Annotated in this window: 15 protein-coding genes; 8 read left to right on the top strand and 7 right to left on the bottom strand. The window is 45.4% G+C overall.

Annotation, left to right across the window (positions count from 1 at the left end):
- Positions 1 to 3: 3 nt before the first annotated feature.
- The gene (locus RLN88_RS06975) at positions 4 to 954 is read right to left on the bottom strand and encodes a hypothetical protein (RefSeq protein ID WP_350220670.1); all 951 of its coding nucleotides are present in this window, start codon (positions 952 to 954) and stop codon (positions 4 to 6) included.
- Positions 955 to 1,160: 206 nt separating this feature from the next.
- Here RLN88_RS06975 and RLN88_RS06970 point away from each other — a divergent pair, with 206 nt between their 5' ends.
- The gene (locus RLN88_RS06970; RefSeq protein ID WP_350220669.1) at positions 1,161 to 2,000 is read left to right on the top strand and encodes a hypothetical protein; all 840 of its coding nucleotides are present in this window, start codon (positions 1,161 to 1,163) and stop codon (positions 1,998 to 2,000) included.
- Between the two features lie 69 nt (positions 2,001 to 2,069).
- On the opposite strand, the gene RLN88_RS06965 is transcribed toward RLN88_RS06970, so the two are convergent.
- Together RLN88_RS06965 and pafA are read right to left on the bottom strand one after the other, a co-directional pair.
- Positions 2,070 to 2,720, bottom strand: a complete 651-nt coding sequence (locus RLN88_RS06965; RefSeq protein ID WP_350220668.1) for a DUF4159 domain-containing protein — start codon at positions 2,718 to 2,720, stop codon at positions 2,070 to 2,072.
- Between the two features lie 31 nt (positions 2,721 to 2,751).
- Positions 2,752 to 4,362: an alkaline phosphatase PafA gene (pafA, locus tag RLN88_RS06960; protein ID WP_350220667.1), complete on the bottom strand. Its 1,611-nt coding sequence runs from the start codon at positions 4,360 to 4,362 to the stop codon at positions 2,752 to 2,754.
- A gap of 131 nt (positions 4,363 to 4,493) precedes the next feature.
- Between pafA and guaA the strand changes: the two genes are divergently transcribed.
- The 3 genes from guaA to hemL are packed head-to-tail and all read left to right on the top strand — an operon-like array spanning position 4,494 to position 9,158.
- Positions 4,494 to 6,017 carry a glutamine-hydrolyzing GMP synthase gene (guaA, locus tag RLN88_RS06955; protein ID WP_350220666.1) on the top strand — a complete coding sequence of 508 codons (1,524 nt, stop codon included), beginning with the start codon at positions 4,494 to 4,496 and terminating at the stop codon, positions 6,015 to 6,017.
- 29 nt (positions 6,018 to 6,046) lie between these two features.
- Positions 6,047 to 7,891: a hypothetical protein gene (locus RLN88_RS06950; RefSeq protein ID WP_350220665.1), complete on the top strand. Its 1,845-nt coding sequence runs from the start codon at positions 6,047 to 6,049 to the stop codon at positions 7,889 to 7,891.
- Entirely contained in the window at positions 7,872 to 9,158 is a 1,287-nt protein-coding gene (hemL, locus tag RLN88_RS06945) for a glutamate-1-semialdehyde 2,1-aminomutase (RefSeq protein ID WP_350220664.1), read from the top strand. Before RLN88_RS06950 ends, hemL begins: the two co-directional genes overlap by 20 nt.
- On the opposite strand, the gene RLN88_RS06940 is transcribed toward hemL, so the two are convergent.
- Together RLN88_RS06940 and RLN88_RS06935 are read right to left on the bottom strand one after the other, a co-directional pair.
- Positions 9,151 to 10,116, bottom strand: coding sequence for a DUF3667 domain-containing protein (locus tag RLN88_RS06940; RefSeq protein ID WP_350220663.1), 966 nt, complete (start codon positions 10,114 to 10,116; stop codon positions 9,151 to 9,153). The genes hemL and RLN88_RS06940 overlap by 8 nt on opposite strands.
- Before the next feature lie 185 nt (positions 10,117 to 10,301).
- Positions 10,302 to 11,639, bottom strand: coding sequence for an NfeD family protein (locus tag RLN88_RS06935; RefSeq protein ID WP_350220662.1), 1,338 nt, complete (start codon positions 11,637 to 11,639; stop codon positions 10,302 to 10,304).
- A 77-nt stretch (positions 11,640 to 11,716) separates the two neighbouring features.
- On the opposite strand from RLN88_RS06935, the gene RLN88_RS06930 reads away from it, so the two are divergent.
- From RLN88_RS06930 to RLN88_RS06920, 3 genes are read left to right on the top strand one after another with little or no spacing between them, the layout of a single operon-like run.
- Positions 11,717 to 12,370 (top strand): hypothetical protein, encoded by a 654-nt coding sequence (locus RLN88_RS06930; protein ID WP_350220661.1) that lies wholly within the window; start codon positions 11,717 to 11,719, stop codon positions 12,368 to 12,370.
- A 7-nt stretch (positions 12,371 to 12,377) separates the two neighbouring features.
- Complete coding sequence (locus RLN88_RS06925) at positions 12,378 to 13,361, top strand: LysM peptidoglycan-binding domain-containing protein (RefSeq protein ID WP_350220660.1); 984 nt, start codon at positions 12,378 to 12,380, stop codon at positions 13,359 to 13,361.
- The gene (locus tag RLN88_RS06920) at positions 13,358 to 14,128 is read left to right on the top strand and encodes a TIGR02757 family protein (protein WP_350220659.1); all 771 of its coding nucleotides are present in this window, start codon (positions 13,358 to 13,360) and stop codon (positions 14,126 to 14,128) included. The genes RLN88_RS06925 and RLN88_RS06920 overlap by 4 nt, the downstream gene beginning before the upstream one ends.
- A 164-nt stretch (positions 14,129 to 14,292) precedes the next feature.
- Here RLN88_RS06920 and RLN88_RS06915 read toward each other — a convergent pair whose 3' ends face one another.
- Positions 14,293 to 15,195 (bottom strand): hypothetical protein, encoded by a 903-nt coding sequence (locus RLN88_RS06915; protein WP_350220658.1) that lies wholly within the window; start codon positions 15,193 to 15,195, stop codon positions 14,293 to 14,295.
- Between the two features lie 225 nt (positions 15,196 to 15,420).
- Here RLN88_RS06915 and RLN88_RS06910 point away from each other — a divergent pair, with 225 nt between their 5' ends.
- Positions 15,421 to 16,764, top strand: a complete 1,344-nt coding sequence (locus tag RLN88_RS06910; RefSeq protein WP_350220657.1) for a S41 family peptidase — start codon at positions 15,421 to 15,423, stop codon at positions 16,762 to 16,764.
- On the opposite strand, the gene pyrE is transcribed toward RLN88_RS06910, so the two are convergent.
- The gene (pyrE, locus tag RLN88_RS06905) at positions 16,761 to 17,405 is read right to left on the bottom strand and encodes an orotate phosphoribosyltransferase (protein WP_350220724.1); all 645 of its coding nucleotides are present in this window, start codon (positions 17,403 to 17,405) and stop codon (positions 16,761 to 16,763) included. The two genes, RLN88_RS06910 and pyrE, sit on opposite strands and share 4 nt — an antisense overlap.
- Positions 17,406 to 17,581 lie beyond the last annotated feature (176 nt).

The following is a 17,581-nucleotide window of genomic DNA, read 5'->3' as shown; positions in this document are numbered from 1 at the left end:
AAACTAGAATTTGTAAACATAGCTGATACTTAGTACTTCATTTCTGGTTAGACCATCAGGATTAAAGTCCCGGTCGGTGATTTTTATCCCTTGGATAATTTTCACACTGTTGTTTACGTCAAAGTGGTACCCAAAGCTCCCCAGAATAGAGAGTGCCATCCCGGTGGTTCCCGGCAGCTTTTCCCTGTTGCCTGTATCAGGATTTATTGCTTCATCTTTGGTAATCCTCCATATTGGCAATGCCCCAAGTGAGAAATTAAAATTGGTAAACCTCCAGTTTCGCTCCACTCTCAGCATCACATCAATGCCCCTTTGAAGCTCTGGTCCACGGTTGTACTTTCTAAGGTATTCCTGGTCAGGATAGTTTGGAAAGCCACTCCAGGCAAACTGATTATTATTTTCCGTCAAAGCGATTTGAATACCTGTGGCAAAGAGCCAGTTTCTGCTAATGGCTGAAACCCCAGCCACGGCATCATACGAACCCAGGCTGGTCTGATAGTACATGTGAAGGGGGGAATCCATCCCACCGGTGAGCTCACTGTTCACTTTTTCGTTGGAATCATTGGTGGGAACTTTTGCCCCAAGTGTACCACTTAGATTCCACTTTTCCGTGGCTTTCAGCAGTCGGGTATAGCTAAGCGAAATATCTCCAACCCCTGCATTCTTGCCAAGATTTCCGTCTATCCACATGTAAGGAACCTTGACTTGAAACGAGCTGTAATCATTGATTCCCAAAGTGAAATCTACGGTGCTGGCGTAAATAATGGGAGTAAGCGTGCTAGTGCCTCGGTAGAAATTGAACTCCACAGATCTCAGTTTGATCGCTATTCGCTTGCTGTAATTCTGATCCGGCTTCATCGCACCCATGGTGCAAAAACCCGCATCGCTACATCCCTGAGAAAGAACATAGCCTGAAATGGATGCTAAAAAGCAAAAGGGAATGAGTCGGCGCATAGAATCTTAATGATAGGATTAAATCCAGATACAATATTATACAATCAAGAAACATCTAAAGGTACACTTTCCCTCAGAAGTTGCACCTGTCTACCTTTCGTTTATCGATAACCTCTAAAATTTTTTCCTTCAAATTAAACCTTTCATACCCTGTGCTGTCAAAGGGACAAATCATTTGAAAAGACAAAACAAAAAATACAACGATTATGAAGAAGTTACTTTTTATTACCGCGATAGCTTTTGCCACATTGATGACCTCCTGTAGTGATGATGGCGATACAGTTGGAAACGATGACCTGGTGCAAGAGCTGGACATTGACTCAGAGGCCACTCTTGAATCAAACTACGAAGATGTGGATGCCGTAGTGGAAGCAGGAATGCTTTCACTGGAATCGGGAGGGAGAATAGATGAGGATGAAATCATTGAGTGCGCAATTCTGGATCACGATTTGGAAAATAAAGTACTCACCATCGACTATGGTGACGGATGCGAAGGACCTGCGGGAAGGACGAGAGCCGGAAAAATCATCATCTCCTACAGCGATCATCGGTTGATTCCGGGAGCGTTTAGAGAAGCTACATTCGAAAACTTCTCCATTGATGGAGTAGTGGTGGAAGGCACCAGACGAGTAGAAAATATCTCTGAAAACATGGAGGATGACCCAATGTTTAGCATAACCCTCACTGGCGGTAAGCTCACTTTTGAAGACGAGACGTTTGCGACCAGGGAATCAGAAAGAACCAGAACATGGATGAGAGCTTCTAATCCGCTAAATGATGAGGTGTATATCGATGGTGATGCAAATGGTTCCAGGCGAGACGGAGTTTCCTACCGAGTGGAGATTTTGGAGCGAATCATCTACAAAAGGGCATGCTGGACGAGTCGGGTGTTCATCCCGGTAGCAGGTGTGAAGCAGATCACCTCAGGTGACAATGTGGCAATCATCGATTATGGAGATGGTAGATGCGACAATGTAGTGACCGTGTCAATCAACGGAGGCGAGCCATTTGAAGTGACAATAACTCGCAGAGGCAGATTAAAATAAGTATTTGGCTAGTAAGTTTTCAGGTAGGTAAGGCCCCATGATTCTTCGGATGAGTGGGGTTTACTGATTTTACAGCTCTGCGGTAAAAGCGTAGGAGATAATATTTGCCCCCATTTTCAATGCCTCAAACCTAACCTCCTGAGGATCATTGTATACGGATTGATCCTCCCAGCCATTTCCCAAATCACATTCGTACGAGTAAAAGCAAACCAATTGTCCTTCGTATATGATCCCATATCCCCTGGGTGGCTTCCCATCATGCTGATGGATTTTTGGAAGGCCGTCATCAAAGTCAAATTTTTGATGATAAATCGGGTGGTCAAATGGGATTTCCACAAACTCTAGCTCTGGAAATACCTTCTTCATTTCAATCCTCACAAATTGATCCAGCCCATAGTTATCGTCAATGTGAAGAAACCCGCCCGAGGTAAGGTAGCTCCTCAGATTTTCTACCTGTGCATTGTTGAATAGCACATTTCCATGCCCGGTCATATAGACATAAGGGTACAGAAATAAGTCAGGACTCCCTACATCCACCACATCTTCAGAAAGGGCCAGGTTTGTATTGATCTGTTCGTTGCAAAACTCGATCAGGTTGGGAAGGGCCGTCTTGTTGGCATACCAGTCGCCACCACCATCATATTTCAGCTTGGCGATTTTCACCGGCTGGGCAAAGGAGGAAATTGATCCAATGAAAAGAAGCACCCACAGTTTTCTCATAGGTAAATTATACTGATCTTAATGGAAATGGTTATTCAAATAATTCCTTTAAGGGCTCGCCGCTCGCACCGCTTGGTAAGCTAATATTGAGCAACAAGGAGACAGTAGGAGCAATATCTGTAATGGCTACCGGACGCAAACTCTCCCCGGCTTTAATTCCATACCCATAAAAGATGATTGGGATGTGTGTATCATAGGTGTAGGGAGTTCGATGATCTGTACCTTGTCTTCCCCAGGCATCATTCAGATCGCTGGGGGATAGGATATAAAGTATATCTCCACATCGCTTATTATCATATCCATTTTGCAATCGCACAAGTGACGGATCTGTGAACATTCTCAATGCGACCACATCCGCATCAAATGCTTCTACTATGTAATCCTCCTGCATGAGCAGATCAATCGAATGCTGTTTCACTTCTTTGAAATCAATTCCTTTCTCGGAAATCAAAGCCTTATTCAAATACACCTGCTCATTGATGATGGAGCTGATCCATTTCCCTTCTCCAAATTTCTTAGTTAAGCCATCAGTGAGCATATTCTTAATGAACCCATTGTTGTGATACCCACCAGGCATTTTATTTTTATGCATATATGAAGGCACATCGGTAGCTCCATGATCAGCCGAAAGGAACAATGTATACTGGCCTTTACCAACCTTCTCATCCAGATAGGAAAGAAGCTCACTAATCTCCTTATCAAGCCTTAAGTAAGTATCCTGCACCTCCATGGATCTTGGCCCGAAACGATGGCCGATATCATCGGTGGCTGAAAAGCTGACAGTTAAGAAATCAGGAATGGTATCCATACCAAGCTCCTCTGCAATCACAGCTTTCATTGCCACTTCTTTGATCATAGTATTGGTGAAAGGAGTGTACTTAAGCAGTGACAGGTCTTTTTTATGGCTGGGAAGATCATGAGGAAAGGTAACTCCCATACCCTTTCGCAATTCCTGTTCATATGGATTTTCATCTTCGATGCTTTCATTGTAGACTGATTCATCTCTTAAGAGCTCCCATTTCTTGCTCAGGAAAAAGGCGGGTCTTTTCTGTTTGTTGTATTCTTTGATCCAGTCCGGTAGGTTATTTCTGTAGTAAGAACTAGTGATCATATTCCCGCTCTGCAGATCATACCAATAAGCACCTGTTGGATTGTGGCCTGCAGGGATGACAGCTCCCCGGTCTTTCAGCGAAATACCAATGACTTTAGAATTGAAATTATAGAAAAGTCTGAGTTCATCAGTGATGGTGGTTGTCTTCACATTCCTCGGTGAAACCTCTCCATTGGACACACCTCCAACTACCGTAGCTGTTGTATCCTCAACACAATTGATGTTTCTTCCTATGGCGGGAACGTACCAGTCATTCCCGACAATCCCATGTCTGGCAGGAGTGGTTCCGGTGAAAATGGATGCATGTCCAGGCCCGGTTTTGGTTGGCATGTAATCGTAATGGGCGTTCCGAAAAAGAAAACCACCTTCAATAAGTCTTTTGAATCCACCATCCTCAAAATCACTCCAATATCGGGAGATATAGTCATAGCGCATCTGGTCTACGACAATCCCAACAACTAGTTTGGGTTTTTCCTGTGCCGATAAAATGAGAGTAAAGGACAACAATAGAAGTGAAAAGGTCTTTCTCATGCTAGTGGATTAAAAAATGTGAAGGTATGAAACCAAAATTATACCAGCGTTAAAAAGCCTCAATACTTATGTGAATTTTTCAATCAAAAATCTGACTGAGTGTATCGCATTAAGCCTGTAATTTTGCGGCCATGCAAGACAAGATTCTCATCCTCGACTTTGGTTCTCAATATACCCAACTTATCGCACGTAGAGTGCGCGAGTTAAACGTTTACTGCGAGATCCACCCGTTCAGCAAATTTGAGATTACTCCTGATGTAAAAGGAGTGATTCTTTCGGGTGGCCCGTGCTCTGTGCTGGATGAAGGAAGCCCGGACATGGACATGAATGATCTCGGTGATTTGCCTGTGCTAGGCATTTGCTATGGGGCGCAATTGCTGGTGCAAAAGAATGGGGGTACGGTGGCCAAATCAAATCACAGAGAATATGGAAGGGCAAAACTGAAGACAGTTGATTCACATTTTGATTTGCTGAAAGAAGTCGAGATTGGTAGCCAGGTGTGGATGTCTCATAGCGACACAATTACAAAGATTACCGATGATTTTCAAGCAATATCTACAACAGAATCAATCCCTGTAGCGGCATATAAAATCAAAGACAAGCCTGTTTACGGCATCCAGTTCCATCCGGAGGTGACCCACAGCACCCAGGGAAAAGTGGTACTAAGAAACTTTGTAGTTCACATTTGTAAGGCATCTCAGGATTGGACGCCAGATATTTTCGTGGAGGAGACTGTAGCACAACTCAAAGAGCAGCTTAGTGATGATAAAGTGGTACTTGGCCTTTCAGGTGGAGTTGATTCTTCTGTTGCGGCCATGCTTATTCATCAGGCGATTGGAAAAAATCTGTACTGCATTTTCGTTGATAATGGGCTTCTTAGAAAAGATGAATTCAATGATGTGCTAAAGTCTTATGAAGGACTTGGCTTGAATGTGAAAGGCGTAGACGCTAAGTCCCGATTTTATGATGAACTGAAAGGGGAGAGCGATCCAGAGAAAAAGCGAAAAATCATTGGTCGTGTTTTCATCGAGGTATTCGATGAAGAGGCTAAGAGTATCAAAGATGTGAAATGGCTCGGCCAGGGCACGATCTACCCGGATGTTATTGAGTCGGTTTCGGTAAACGGCCCCTCTGTCACTATCAAGTCCCACCACAATGTGGGTGGACTGCCTGCCAAAATGAACCTGAAGGTAGTGGAGCCTTTGAATACGCTTTTTAAAGATGAAGTAAGAAATGTAGGTAAGACCCTTGAAATTCCTGATTTCATCCTGGGCAGACACCCATTCCCGGGCCCGGGACTTGGCATTAGAATTTTGAGTGATATCACACCAGAGAAAGTACGAATCCTGCAAGATGTAGATGCTATCTTCATCAATGGCCTGAAAGAAGAAGGGCTATATGATGAAGTGTGGCAGGCTGGCGCAATGTTGCTTCCTGTACAGTCTGTGGGTGTAATGGGAGATGAGCGAACATATGAAAATGTAGTGGCATTGAGAGCTGTAACCAGTTTGGACGGGATGACTGCCGATTGGGTGCACCTTCCCTATGAGTTTCTGGGTCGCATCTCTAATAGGATCATCAATCAGGTGAAAGGTGTGAATAGAGTAGTCTACGACATCAGCTCCAAGCCACCGGCGACAATCGAGTGGGAATAATCATTAGTTTTGAGGTAAACAGTATCAGCGTGAGACCAGCACTTTTCATCCTTCTGATTCTTTCCTTCTTTATCAGCTCCGCCCAATCCAGCCAGGCAGAGTACCTGGAAGCCAAGCGACAATTTTCCCTGGGAAATTACACCGTTGCAAAGCAGTCCTTTCAGATGCTTTCTGATGATCAGCTATTCGGGGAGTATGCCTCATTTTATTATGCACTTTCCGCACTAAAGCTTGGACAAGCCAAGGAAGCCGAAGAGATGTGGAAGCAGGTCCGAATTAAATATCCCGAGTGGGATAAAATGCAGGAAGTGAACTTCTGGATCACCTATGTGGCATTTCAACAAAACAAACTGTGGCAGGCTTTTAGAGAAGCAGAGTCGCTTCCGGAAGATTGGAAAATGTACCTTATTGATTCATTTTTGGGTAAAATGTCACTCTCAGGTTTGGATTCGGCCTACGCACTAAATCCGGACAATAAGTACATCGGCACATACTATGCCGAAGCGATCAAAGCCCAACCGTATGAGGAGCGTGATCAGCTAATGCTGCGAGAGCTCTCAGAAAAGTTTGATCTGACATTGTCAGTTGCCGAGAATCTTCCCCTGATCAAAAAGGATGAATATGCAGTAGCGGTTGTGTTGCCGTTTATGTTCGAATCACTGGCTACCCCACAAACGGTGATCCGAAACTCCATCATTTTCGAGTTGTATCAGGGAATGACAGTGGCACAGCAGGAGCTGGCGGGGAAAGGCATCAAGCTCAACTTGTTTCCTTATGACACCAAAAAGAAAGGGTCGATGACTTCAGATCTGGTTCGAACCAAAAAGCTGGACAAGGCGGATATCATCATTGGCCCGCTATATCCTGATCCGGCAAGTATAATCAACCAGTTTTCCAAAGACAAAAAAGTGACCATGATCAATCCTCTTTCATCCAATGGGGAGATCGTGGACGGTAATCCGTACAGTTATCTATTCAAGCCGGCCTACAGCACGCAGGGAAGAGAGGCTGCCAAGTTTGCAGCCAAAAAATTCACCGATAATAAGAAGCTCTTCATCTTCTACGAGACAGATCGCGACAGCATTATGGCCAATGCATACCGCGAGACCATAGAGCAAGATAGCTTCTTCGTGATTCGGTTTGAGCGACTGTCAAATGAAGATGCGCAGCAAATCCAAAAAGACTTCACTGAGCAATACGAGGTGAGGCTGGATACCATGTACAGTCAGTTTGAAATGGATTCCATTGCGGAGATTCCAGGACGTATTGTGAGAACCCGAAGCTTGAGAAATGAAAAGACAGGAAGAATCGTTCGTGATCCGGAGGGCAATGAGGTGATCGAAACATATGAGGTGAAATTCACCGTTCAGCCAGACAGTATCGGGCACATTTTTGCAGCAACTTCCAGCAACCTGCTGGCCAACAATTTCATCAGCATGGTAGAGGTGAGAAGTGACAGCATCGGAGTTATTGGTTACGAAGATTGGCTGGATTTTTCCCTGGTTTCTTATCCACAGCTGGAGCGGCTTCAGGTTGATTTTGTGAGTCCTTCATTTTATGACCAGGAGGATTATACGTATGAAAAACTTAGCAAAAAGTTCATTTCGCAATATGGGATGGAGCCCGGGGAGTACAACCTGTACGGCTATGAATTGATCATGCAGCTTGGCCATGCAATGAAGGAATACGGCAAATATCCGCAGCTGGGATGGTCAGATGGAGACTTTTATCCAGGCTATGTCATGGAGGGTTTGAGGTACGGGATATACAAAGACAATCAGGTGGTGCCTATTACGACACTAAGGAATCTGGAACTAAGAAATCAAAATACAGAACAGCAAGTTGGCAGGAGAAATGAAGATAGCAACGAGTAAAGAGCTTTTTGAGCGAGCAAAAGACTACATTCCGGGGGGGGTCAATTCTCCGGTGAGGGCTTTTAAAGCGGTGGGGGGCGACCCCATTTTTTTTGCTAAGGCTGAGGGAGCCTATATGTATGATGAAGATGGTAATGAATACATCGATCTCATCAATAGCTGGGGGCCGATGATCCTGGGTCATGCCAATAAGGAAATTGAAGAAGCAATCTTCAAGGCAGTGATTGGTTCGCCTTCTTTTGGTGCGCCAAACAGGATGGAGGTGGACCTGGCCGAGCTTATCACGGAGATGGTGCCATCCATTGAAAAGGTGAGGATGGTCAATTCAGGAACGGAGGCTACTATGTCAGCTATTCGCCTGGCCCGTGGATTTACCAAGCGGGATAAAGTGCTAAAATTCGAAGGTTGCTATCACGGTCATGGTGATTCTTTTCTTATTGCAGCCGGTAGTGGAGCCATGACCATGGGCACACCCAATAGCCCAGGAGTGACTGAAGGCACGGCCAAAGACACGCTTCTGGCACCATTCAATGACATGGAAAAAGTAAAAGAAGTGGTGGCCGCCAATCAGGGACAAATTGCAGCGATCATTGTGGAGCCGGTGGCAGGAAATATGGGGTGTGTGCTTCCGGAAGCTGGCTTTTTGGAAGGGCTTAGGTCTATTTGTGATGAAAATGGCATTATCCTAATATTTGATGAAGTAATGACAGGGTTTCGCCTCTCCCCTGGTGGGGCACAGGAAGTATTTGGCGTTCGGCCTGATTTGACCACTTTGGGAAAAATCATAGGAGCCGGAATGCCGGTAGGAGCTTACGGTGGAAGAAGGGATATTATGGATTTTGTTTCCCCTCAGGGGCCGGTTTATCAGGCAGGCACGCTATCAGGAAACCCGGTGGCTATGGCTGCAGGCTTTACTCAGCTTAGCTACCTCAACGATCACCCGGAGGTTTACGACAACCTTGAGAAGACGACCAAGAAGATCATGTCAGGGTATGAGAAGACGCTGAAGAAGCACAAGTTCAATTACACCATGAATCAAATTGGTAGCATGATCAGCCTGTTCTTCACAGACAAGAAAGTGATTGATTTCGAGACAGCCAAAAGCTGCGATACCGAGCTATTTGGAAAGTACTTTAGGTACAACCTCAACAATGGAGTCTACTTGCCTCCATCCCAGTTTGAGACCTGGTTTATTTCTACCTGCATCGAAGAGGAAGAGGTAAAGAAAATCATTTCGACCTTTGATGATTTTCTATCTGCTAAATGAAAGCCAGGGATAGTAGTACACCTACTATGAGCGCAATACCAATAAAGAAGAGGTAAATCATTCCTAAAAGAAACATTCGTAAAATACTCCATCCTATCTTCACCCCGTAAACTTTCTTGAAGCTGATGGCAATATAAACCGCTGTTATCAGGATGCAGATATTGCCCCCATAATCCTCAAACCCATCAAAAATCAGAGAGAATACCCAGACCCATCCCAGAAGAAAAAAGAAGAAGGAATGGATGTGAATGGAATGGATCAGGTGTTTAATGTAGAGCCCTTTCCGCCAGAAAAATAGCTTGAGCAAAAAAGCGTAAATAGGCAGAATGAAAAATACGATGACGGGGATCTGACGCAATAGATAGGTGCTCAGCGAGGCACTTGTTTCCTGATTCATCCGGATGAATTTATTTGCCACAAACTCAGTAACCCATGATTCCTTTTTGATCTTGAGTGAGTCCATGATCTCCTGAGAAGTCAGGTCAGTAGTCTCCACAAGGTGAGAGACCATTGCTTGCTGAGATCCTGATAAGGGCCACCCTTTATGAGCAGAATCCGGCAAATTATAAAGGCTATCAAATTTTGCTTCGGATAGTTCTTTGGCATCTCCAAATCCTCTTTGCTTCATATCATGCACACTTGGCTGATACATTTTTGCCATGAAGAAAAAATGAAAAATGCTTATCACCAGGTACCACCGAATAGGGTTGGCGTAATAGACCCTGCGTCCTTCAATGAAGGCATTGGTGATTTTGCCGGGGCTAAAAAGAAAAGGCTTGATCGTATGCGCAAACCGGGAATCCAGGGAGAAAAAATTGGATGTAAACTCACGCATGAGCAGCCCAAGACTCACCTGATGGTCGGTGTTTTCCTGACCACAGTTGGGGCAATAATTGTGCTTTTGTTGGAGAAGCTCGCCACAGTTGAGGCAGGCTTTATGTTTCCTTCTCTTTTTCACCAGGTTTAAACTTGTTGAGTAAAAATGCCACCCCCCATAACCCAAGCGCAACTAAACTATATATTAATTGATTGGTTTCTGTCCTCAGGGAAAAGAAAAGAAAGACAAACGCCAGGATCGTGAATGTCCAGATTAGGGTTGGGAATAATTTCATTGGTCAATTATTAATTACTAATTGTCAATTGTCAATTTGCCTCCTTCACTTTCAAACTCGTCCCCTCATCAGACACTACCACTATATCCACACCTTCATCGATGAAATTGCCCCGGGTGAATGCATCATAGATTTCTCCATCGATTTCAATGCGTCCGCTAGGTCTGAGTCGCGTGTAAGTTTTGCCCTGCTTGCCAACGAGAGATTTTGCCTTGTAAAAAGTAGAGGTATAGCCTTGTGAGCCATCCTGTACGTCCTGAAGTGCAACCCGTTTGAACACATTGCTATTGAGCAACCGGGCTCCTCCAAAGAACATGATCACGATTGCCCCGAGCATGCCTGCAATGACGGTAGCCACTGAAATGAAGATTTCTTCACCACCTACGAAGGAGAAGTCCAGCATGTCATTGTTTAGCATCACCAGCACCAGCGACCCGATCGTGCAGACCAGTCCCAACACGCCTGCCACCCCAAATCCCGGAATAACGAAGATCTCCAGTGCAATGAGGATGATCCCAACCACAAACATCAGAATCTCCCAGTTTTCCGCCAGCCCGTTCAGGTAGTTGGGCACGAAGTAGAGGATCACAGCGATGATAGAAGCAAGAATAGGAAAGCCAACTCCCGGCGTTTGCAGCTCGAAGTAAATACCCCCGATGATGATCAATATGAGAATTCCGCTGACAAATGGATTAAGAAAAAGGGCGATGATTTTCTCGGTGGCTCCCAGCTTAAATTCCTGAAGTTCATAATCTTCCACACCTGATCGCTTCATGATATCATCAATGCTGCTGACCTCTGCCTCACAAAAGCCATATTTGATTGCCTCAGAGGTGGAGAGTGTAAGGATTTTTCCTTCCGTTGCTATGCTGTCCAGGTTAATGTCTTCATCCACCATGGCTTCAGCCATGCGCGGGTCCCGGCCTTTTGCTTCGGCGGTAGATCGCATGATGGATCGCATGTAGGACTGATATTTGTCTGGTGCGGCTTCTCCATCCTGAGTAACCACCGTGGCAGCCCCGATGCTCGAGCCCTTTGCCATGTAGATGCTGTCGCAAGCAATAGAGATCAATGCGCCCGCAGATGCCGCATCCTTATTGATGTAAGTATAGATCGGGCGATCGAAATTGAGAATACGGGTACGGATGTCATCCGCATCATTGAGTGCACCACCATAGGTATCCAACTCTAAGATCACATAGTCGGCATCCAGCTCCACAGCCTTTTCCAAACCCAGCTCAGAGTAGCGGTTGGTTCGGGGATCGATCACATCATTAATTTTCAGATGAAGCACCAGTGGTTTTTCTTTTTCCTGTGCTAAAAGGAGCCCTGCAAAGAGGAAAAAGCCAAATGCAAATAGTTTTCTCATATCCATTTCTTAATCACCTCAAAAGCCTCAACTTTGAAGCCATCGTTCATTTGTTAAAGTTATCCCAAAAATGGACGATGGAAAATTTAAACTTCCGGATGATTCACGAATCGATCAAACATATTCAGGTTGACGGGCACATTTGGAGCCTTGCAGTGGATGGAGCGAATCGCCACGTTTTTTTGGATGTTCGTCGTGATGGTAACGATTCTATTCAGTTGATAAGATTGAGGATGGATGATCTCAAGCTTGAAGCTAAGGAAGTCGAAAATCCCTGGTGGTCGAAATTGATTGGAGTACAAGACGGGAAAGTGCAGTTTGTGGAATACCCGGATCAAAACGACCCCACGAGGCAGAAATACTTTACACTGGATTGGGAATCTTTAGCGAAGACATACGTTGAAGGAGTGGAAACAGGAGAAAGCCTGACGCATCCGTTTACTTATGAGCATAGTTCGGAGTACCACCAAACTGTCGCAGAGTTCTTGTCGTTGGAGTTGCCGCTATCCTGCGAATACCTGGAGTGGGGAGATAAAATCATAATCAGCTACTATCTTCGTTCTGGTAACGGTTTTGATAGATACCTGCTGCTTTTGAAGGATGGAGCGAAGCAATGGAAGGTGACACAGGATGCAGGAATGAAGGGATTTTCGCCTGGCGCATTTTTTGTATTTGAAGACCAGTTAATTTTTATAAAAGATCGAAATGAAGTTTGTATGTATACTGATTAGCCTTTTGATGACGATACTGTCATTTGCAAACCCGATGGATAGCGTGCGAGCGGAGCAGCGGGAAGAGGGGCTTTTCGTCGTGCATGAGGTGGAGGAGCAGGAGACAATCTACTCGATTGCACGACGGTATGGCGGCTCGGTTGGTAGCATCATTAAGCACAACCAAATTGTGGACAATCGCATTGAAATAGGGCAGGTCATCAATGTGCTGGTAGAGAATGAAGCACCCGTGAAAGCGGTAGTGATTGAGGAGGTAACATCAACACCTGTAAAAGATATCCATGTGGTGCAACTGGGCGAGACGCTCTACAGCATCTCCAAACAGCACGACGTGAAATTGAAAGACCTGAGAAGGTGGAATAACCTGCCGACCAACGATATCTCACCCGGAATGCAACTGAAGCTATCCAGAGAGGCGGAGATCGTCAAAACGGGAGTGACGGAAAAGCCAGAGGTGAAAGAGGAAGATAGTGTGGTCGTGGAGGAGGCCGATCCTTTCGCAGATTTTGAGAAGTACCTGGTTCAGACAGGGGAAACCCTATCTACCATTGCCAGGAAGATTGGGGTAAGCATAGACAGCCTGAAACTATGGAACGGGCTGGATACGGACTACCTGAAGATAGGTCAACAGCTATTTTTCAAAGATTCAGAAGACACGCCCAAAACCACACTAATTGAGCCAAAGAAGAACACCCGCACACAAATAGATGAAAAAGGATTTGAGCGCATCTACGAGGAAGGGGTGGCGTCTGTCATTGAGTCGATGAATACCACCCGCTTTCTGGCCCTTCACCGGACACTCCCGATTGGGACAAATCTGGAAGTACGAAACCTGATGAACAACCAGGTGGTGCACGTGAAGGTGGTGGGCAAGCTGCCAAACACCGGACTGAACAAAAACTTACTGCTCAGGCTTTCCCAGCCCGCTTATGACCAGCTCGGCATACTCGACTCCAAGTCGAGGGTAGAGGTATCTTACAGCAAACAGTGAATCGGCAGGAGTTAAAGGCGTTTCTGGATGCCAAGGTGGAGGAATACAATCAGCCGGGGTTCATCCCCAATGACCCGGTGTGCATCCCGCATGAATACACAAAAAAGCAGGACATAGAGATTGCAGGATTCATGGCTGCCGTATTTGCCTGGGGCCAGCGTAAGACCATCATCAATAAGGGCCGGGAGTTTCTAGCCCTGATGGGAAATGAGCCACATGCCTTTGTGCTACAGTATGCTGAGGATGACCTGAAGCCCTTTCTCGACTTCAAACACCGGACGTTCAACAGCACGGATGCGCTGTACTTCCTGCATTTCTTTCGGTGGTTTTACGAGCGACATGAGTCGCTGGAGGAGGCATTTACCGGATCGCTGGGAGAGGAGGCCTCCATGGAGGCCAGACTCATGCACTTTTTTGAGCTGTTCTTTTCCTTGACTGATCACCCGATCCGGACGTACAAACACATCCCAACACCTGCCCGAAAATCTGCCTGCAAGCGCATCAACATGTTTCTGCGCTGGATGGTGAGGCAGGATGATAAGGGTGTGGACTTTGGCATCTGGAAAACAATCTGGCCGGATCAGCTCATCTGCCCGTGCGACCTGCATGTGGATAGGGTAGCTCGCAAGCTGGGCCTGATCAAACGTAAGCAAACCGACTGGCAAACCGCTCTTGAACTCACCGATAACCTGAAGAAACTAGACCCCACCGACCCGGTGAAGTATGATTTTGCCCTGTTTGGACTGGGAGTGGAGGAGAGGTTTTGATGAGGTTTAGCTAGTGGCCAGGGTTGTTGTCCTAAGCCTTGGTTCGTGTCTGCACGAATCGAAAAAGGTTTGTGAGACACAAACCTTGGCAAGAGAGTAAGGGGTTTATGCATGACTGTCAGGGGTTCTTGTTGTGATGTAATGCCACACAATAAATGAGCCCTTTATTGTATGTTCCATATCAAGCTCTGATTGTTTTGTTCGGTCAGTAAGGTTAAGTGAGGTTTAGGGGTGCTTCCGTCAAAAATCAATTTCGATGAAAATAACAATTTTTCTTTGTTCCAAAATGCTACCCAATGAGGTGTATAGGGGTCGCTTTGTTGAAGAATGATTTGGCGTTTTCCATTGGCATTAATTAAATCGAATGACCTTCTGCCCCAATAAGAAAGCAATAATTCTCCTTTAGAATAATCTGCGTCAAACACTTGATTTCGGTTCATCGGTGCATTCTCTACCTTTTGGTCAATTAGGTCATTCCATTGTTTAAGGATGTTTCCATTTTGCTGCACCAAATAGCAAGTGTTATCGCTCAATAGAAGAATTTGGTTATGCTCAACTGCTCGAATTTTATTTATGGGCTGGTCAAATTTGAAATACGTTGCTGGCTGTTCTCCTTTTTTCAAGCTATATATTTCAGGATATTTTCCGAAAACCATCTGGTCGTCAGAAAGCATAAAAAAACCACCCTCTCCAATTCTATAATCATCTTTGAACCAATCCCAAATAACCTTTGGTTGCGAACCAATTGTAGATTTTAAAACTCTGATATGAAATTCATCGGATGCTTGCAAAAACCTTCTTTCTATCATGTAGATTTCATTTTGCTTATTATAAAGCATGAAGTCGCTTGCAGCATACTCCGATTGAACAAATACTTTTGGTTGAGAACCTTTTGTCCAAATCATTACACAGGCATAATGGTTTGGGTCATTTATTGGGTTTACATACGACCATAGCACATTATCACCAATAACAATCATATTCCCTGTCGGGTGTGCAAATGCATAAGATGTAAGGAGAAGCAGCAATGTGCTTAATATTTTGGTCCTGATATTCAATGTTTTCATCTTTTCAAATTAACTCCAATATCAATATAACGCATATGTCTGTTTATCCAGCTCCCAAATATTCCCTTACCTTCCTTATCCCTCTATGTTGAGGGGGTAAGGGCCTATGCGAGCCTTTCCGGGTTTATGTCACAGGTTCAGGGGTTTATGTCATCCACTCATCCATACTATCCCCCAATCTTCCCCTTTTAACATCCTGTATGCATGTGCTTCGTTCTTGATGTTATGCTCAAACTAATCCCACTATTTGCACTGCTGGCCTGTGCTCAGGCGCAGACACTGTACGACCCTCAGGAAGTAAGTGAGGATATAAGTTACCTGCAGCAGCAGCAGGAAGACTATCACCCAGGTCTCTATCGCTACACAGCAAAGGAAGAGATGGATGAGGCGTTTACTAATGCGAAGGAGAATTCAGGACTCAATGATATTGGGCTGTATCAGCGGGTGAATTACCTCCTTGCAAAAGTAGGCTGTGGACACACCCGCGCCCGCATGTCCGATGCGATGCGTAGCAAGTTTGAGCGGGAGCAAACTTTCATGCCTCTCAGCGTCAAGTTCCTTGGAGATAAAGTATACGTGAGGGAATCACTGGATGAGAGGGTAAAGCCCGGCTGGGAGATCACACACATCAACGACCGACCAGTCAATGAAATCAAGGGAAGAGTCAGTCAGTACTTGCCGGGGGACGGCACCATTGAGACGGGCAAAATGAAGTATGTCGAGCTGCTGTTTGATGCCTACTATCAGCTCTACATCGACAGCACGGCCACTAGTTATGAGCTTGACCTGATCACCCAGGATGGAGAGGAGAGGGCCATACAAGTGGAAGGCACTACCATCGATCAGGTGAATTCCATTCGTGAGTCTTTCTCGGGTGATTTCCTGTCGCTGGAGCTTAATAAAGATTATGGCTACATGTGCATCCGTACGTTTAGCGAAGGAGCACTTCGTGATAATGGCTATGATTTTGAGCAGTTCCTGGCAGAGAGCTTTAAGAAACTGAAGGAAAGCAGTACGAAAAATCTAGTACTCGATCTGCGGGGAAACGGCGGGGGAAAGGACGATTATGGAGCACTACTGGTTTCATACTTAGCTCAGGAGCCGTTTGGTTATTTTGATCGAATTGAGGTGACGAGGAAGTATCCGGGCAGATCAAAACGGGTGGGAGATCAGTATTTAATGACCTCCCACAATGGACTCAGCACCTGGCAACCAAAGGAGGATCGCTTTACGGGCAAGCTCTATGTGCTCACGGATGGGTTTAGCTTTTCTACCTGTGCCGATGTGGCTACCGTGCTTCATCACCATGGTTGGGCTACTTTTCTGGGTGAGGAGACCGGAGGTGGTTATGATGGCAACACCAGTGGACATACACGCACCATCACTTTATCCAACTCAGATATCATCGTGAATGTGCCCATGTGGATGTACACCACAGCAAATGTGGGGCATGCCTACAAAGGGAGAGGAGTCATCCCGGACTATCTGGTTATCCCGACCTGGGATGAGTACAATGGAGGTCTTGATGTGGTGATGGAGAAAGTGGAGGAGTTGATTGGTAAGAATTAATTACTCCAATTCCCCGGATCTTCTCGCCACTCTTTGAGCGTTTTGAGCACATCATTTTCAAACATGCGCTCATCCTGTGCATGATCCAGCAAGTGATGGTAGTCGCTAAGCACAATCAGGTCTACTCCTTTTTCTTTGAAATTGGCTTCCGCCACAGGAAATCCATAGGTAAAGATGGCCACCATTCCCACCACTTCGGCACCTGCTTCTCTAAGCGCATCAGCAGCAGCCAGCGAGCTTCCTCCGGTAGATACCAGATCTTCCACCAGCAGCACTTTCTGTCCTTCTTCAATCTTCCCCTCGATCATATTTTGCAGTCCGTGCCCTTTCGATTTGGAGCGCACATAGATGAAAGGAAGCCCCAGTTCCTCTGCCACCAAAGCCCCCTGAGGGATGCCTGCAGTTGCCACCCCGGCTATTACATCGATCCCGTCAAACGAATTGGAAATGGCCAGGGAGAGAGCCGTCTTGATCTTCGATCGTACATCCGGGTAAGAAAGGCTCAGCCTGTTGTCACAATAGATGGGGGATTTCCAACCTGAAGCCCAGGTAAAGGGCTTTTCCGGGCTTAGTTTGATCGCTCCGATTTTTAACAGGTCAGCGGCTATTTCGGCGGCCAGTTGGGGATTGTAGATTTTGATGCTCATGGCCTGCAAAAATAAATAATCCAATAACCCATGTACCAGCACAGGAGCATTAAAAAACTTGTCTTTTCGACGTAGGAGAAATATTTAATATTGACAGTGTGAGTACATGCTATATCACTATTCATTGACTTTGAGTGAATATTTTACTGCGTTCAATATGACAAGTTTTT

The sequence above is a fragment of the Ekhidna sp. genome, from assembly GCF_040223195.1.
Classification (GTDB): Bacteria; Bacteroidota; Bacteroidia; order Cytophagales; family Cyclobacteriaceae; genus Ekhidna.
Note: the sequence above shows the minus strand (reverse complement) of the source record. Positions and strands in the feature narration are given on the sequence as shown.

What these genes read in the sequence shown, in the direction of transcription:
- RLN88_RS06975 (WP_350220670.1), bottom strand. Translation starts at nt 954, where the DNA reads ATGCGCCGACTCATTCCCTTTTGCTTTTTAGCATCCATTTCAGGCTAT.
- RLN88_RS06910 (WP_350220657.1), top strand. Translation starts at nt 15,421, where the DNA reads ATGCTCAAACTAATCCCACTATTTGCACTGCTGGCCTGTGCTCAGGCG.
- RLN88_RS06930 (WP_350220661.1), top strand. Translation starts at nt 11,717, where the DNA reads ATGGAAAATTTAAACTTCCGGATGATTCACGAATCGATCAAACATATT.
- hemL (WP_350220664.1), top strand. Translation starts at nt 7,872, where the DNA reads ATGAAGATAGCAACGAGTAAAGAGCTTTTTGAGCGAGCAAAAGACTAC.
- RLN88_RS06915 (WP_350220658.1), bottom strand. Translation starts at nt 15,195, where the DNA reads ATGAAAACATTGAATATCAGGACCAAAATATTAAGCACATTGCTGCTT.
- guaA (WP_350220666.1), top strand. Translation starts at nt 4,494, where the DNA reads ATGCAAGACAAGATTCTCATCCTCGACTTTGGTTCTCAATATACCCAA.
- RLN88_RS06965 (WP_350220668.1), bottom strand. Translation starts at nt 2,720, where the DNA reads ATGAGAAAACTGTGGGTGCTTCTTTTCATTGGATCAATTTCCTCCTTT.
- RLN88_RS06935 (WP_350220662.1), bottom strand. Translation starts at nt 11,639, where the DNA reads ATGAGAAAACTATTTGCATTTGGCTTTTTCCTCTTTGCAGGGCTCCTT.
- RLN88_RS06925 (WP_350220660.1), top strand. Translation starts at nt 12,378, where the DNA reads ATGACGATACTGTCATTTGCAAACCCGATGGATAGCGTGCGAGCGGAG.
- pafA (WP_350220667.1), bottom strand. Translation starts at nt 4,362, where the DNA reads ATGAGAAAGACCTTTTCACTTCTATTGTTGTCCTTTACTCTCATTTTA.
- RLN88_RS06970 (WP_350220669.1), top strand. Translation starts at nt 1,161, where the DNA reads ATGAAGAAGTTACTTTTTATTACCGCGATAGCTTTTGCCACATTGATG.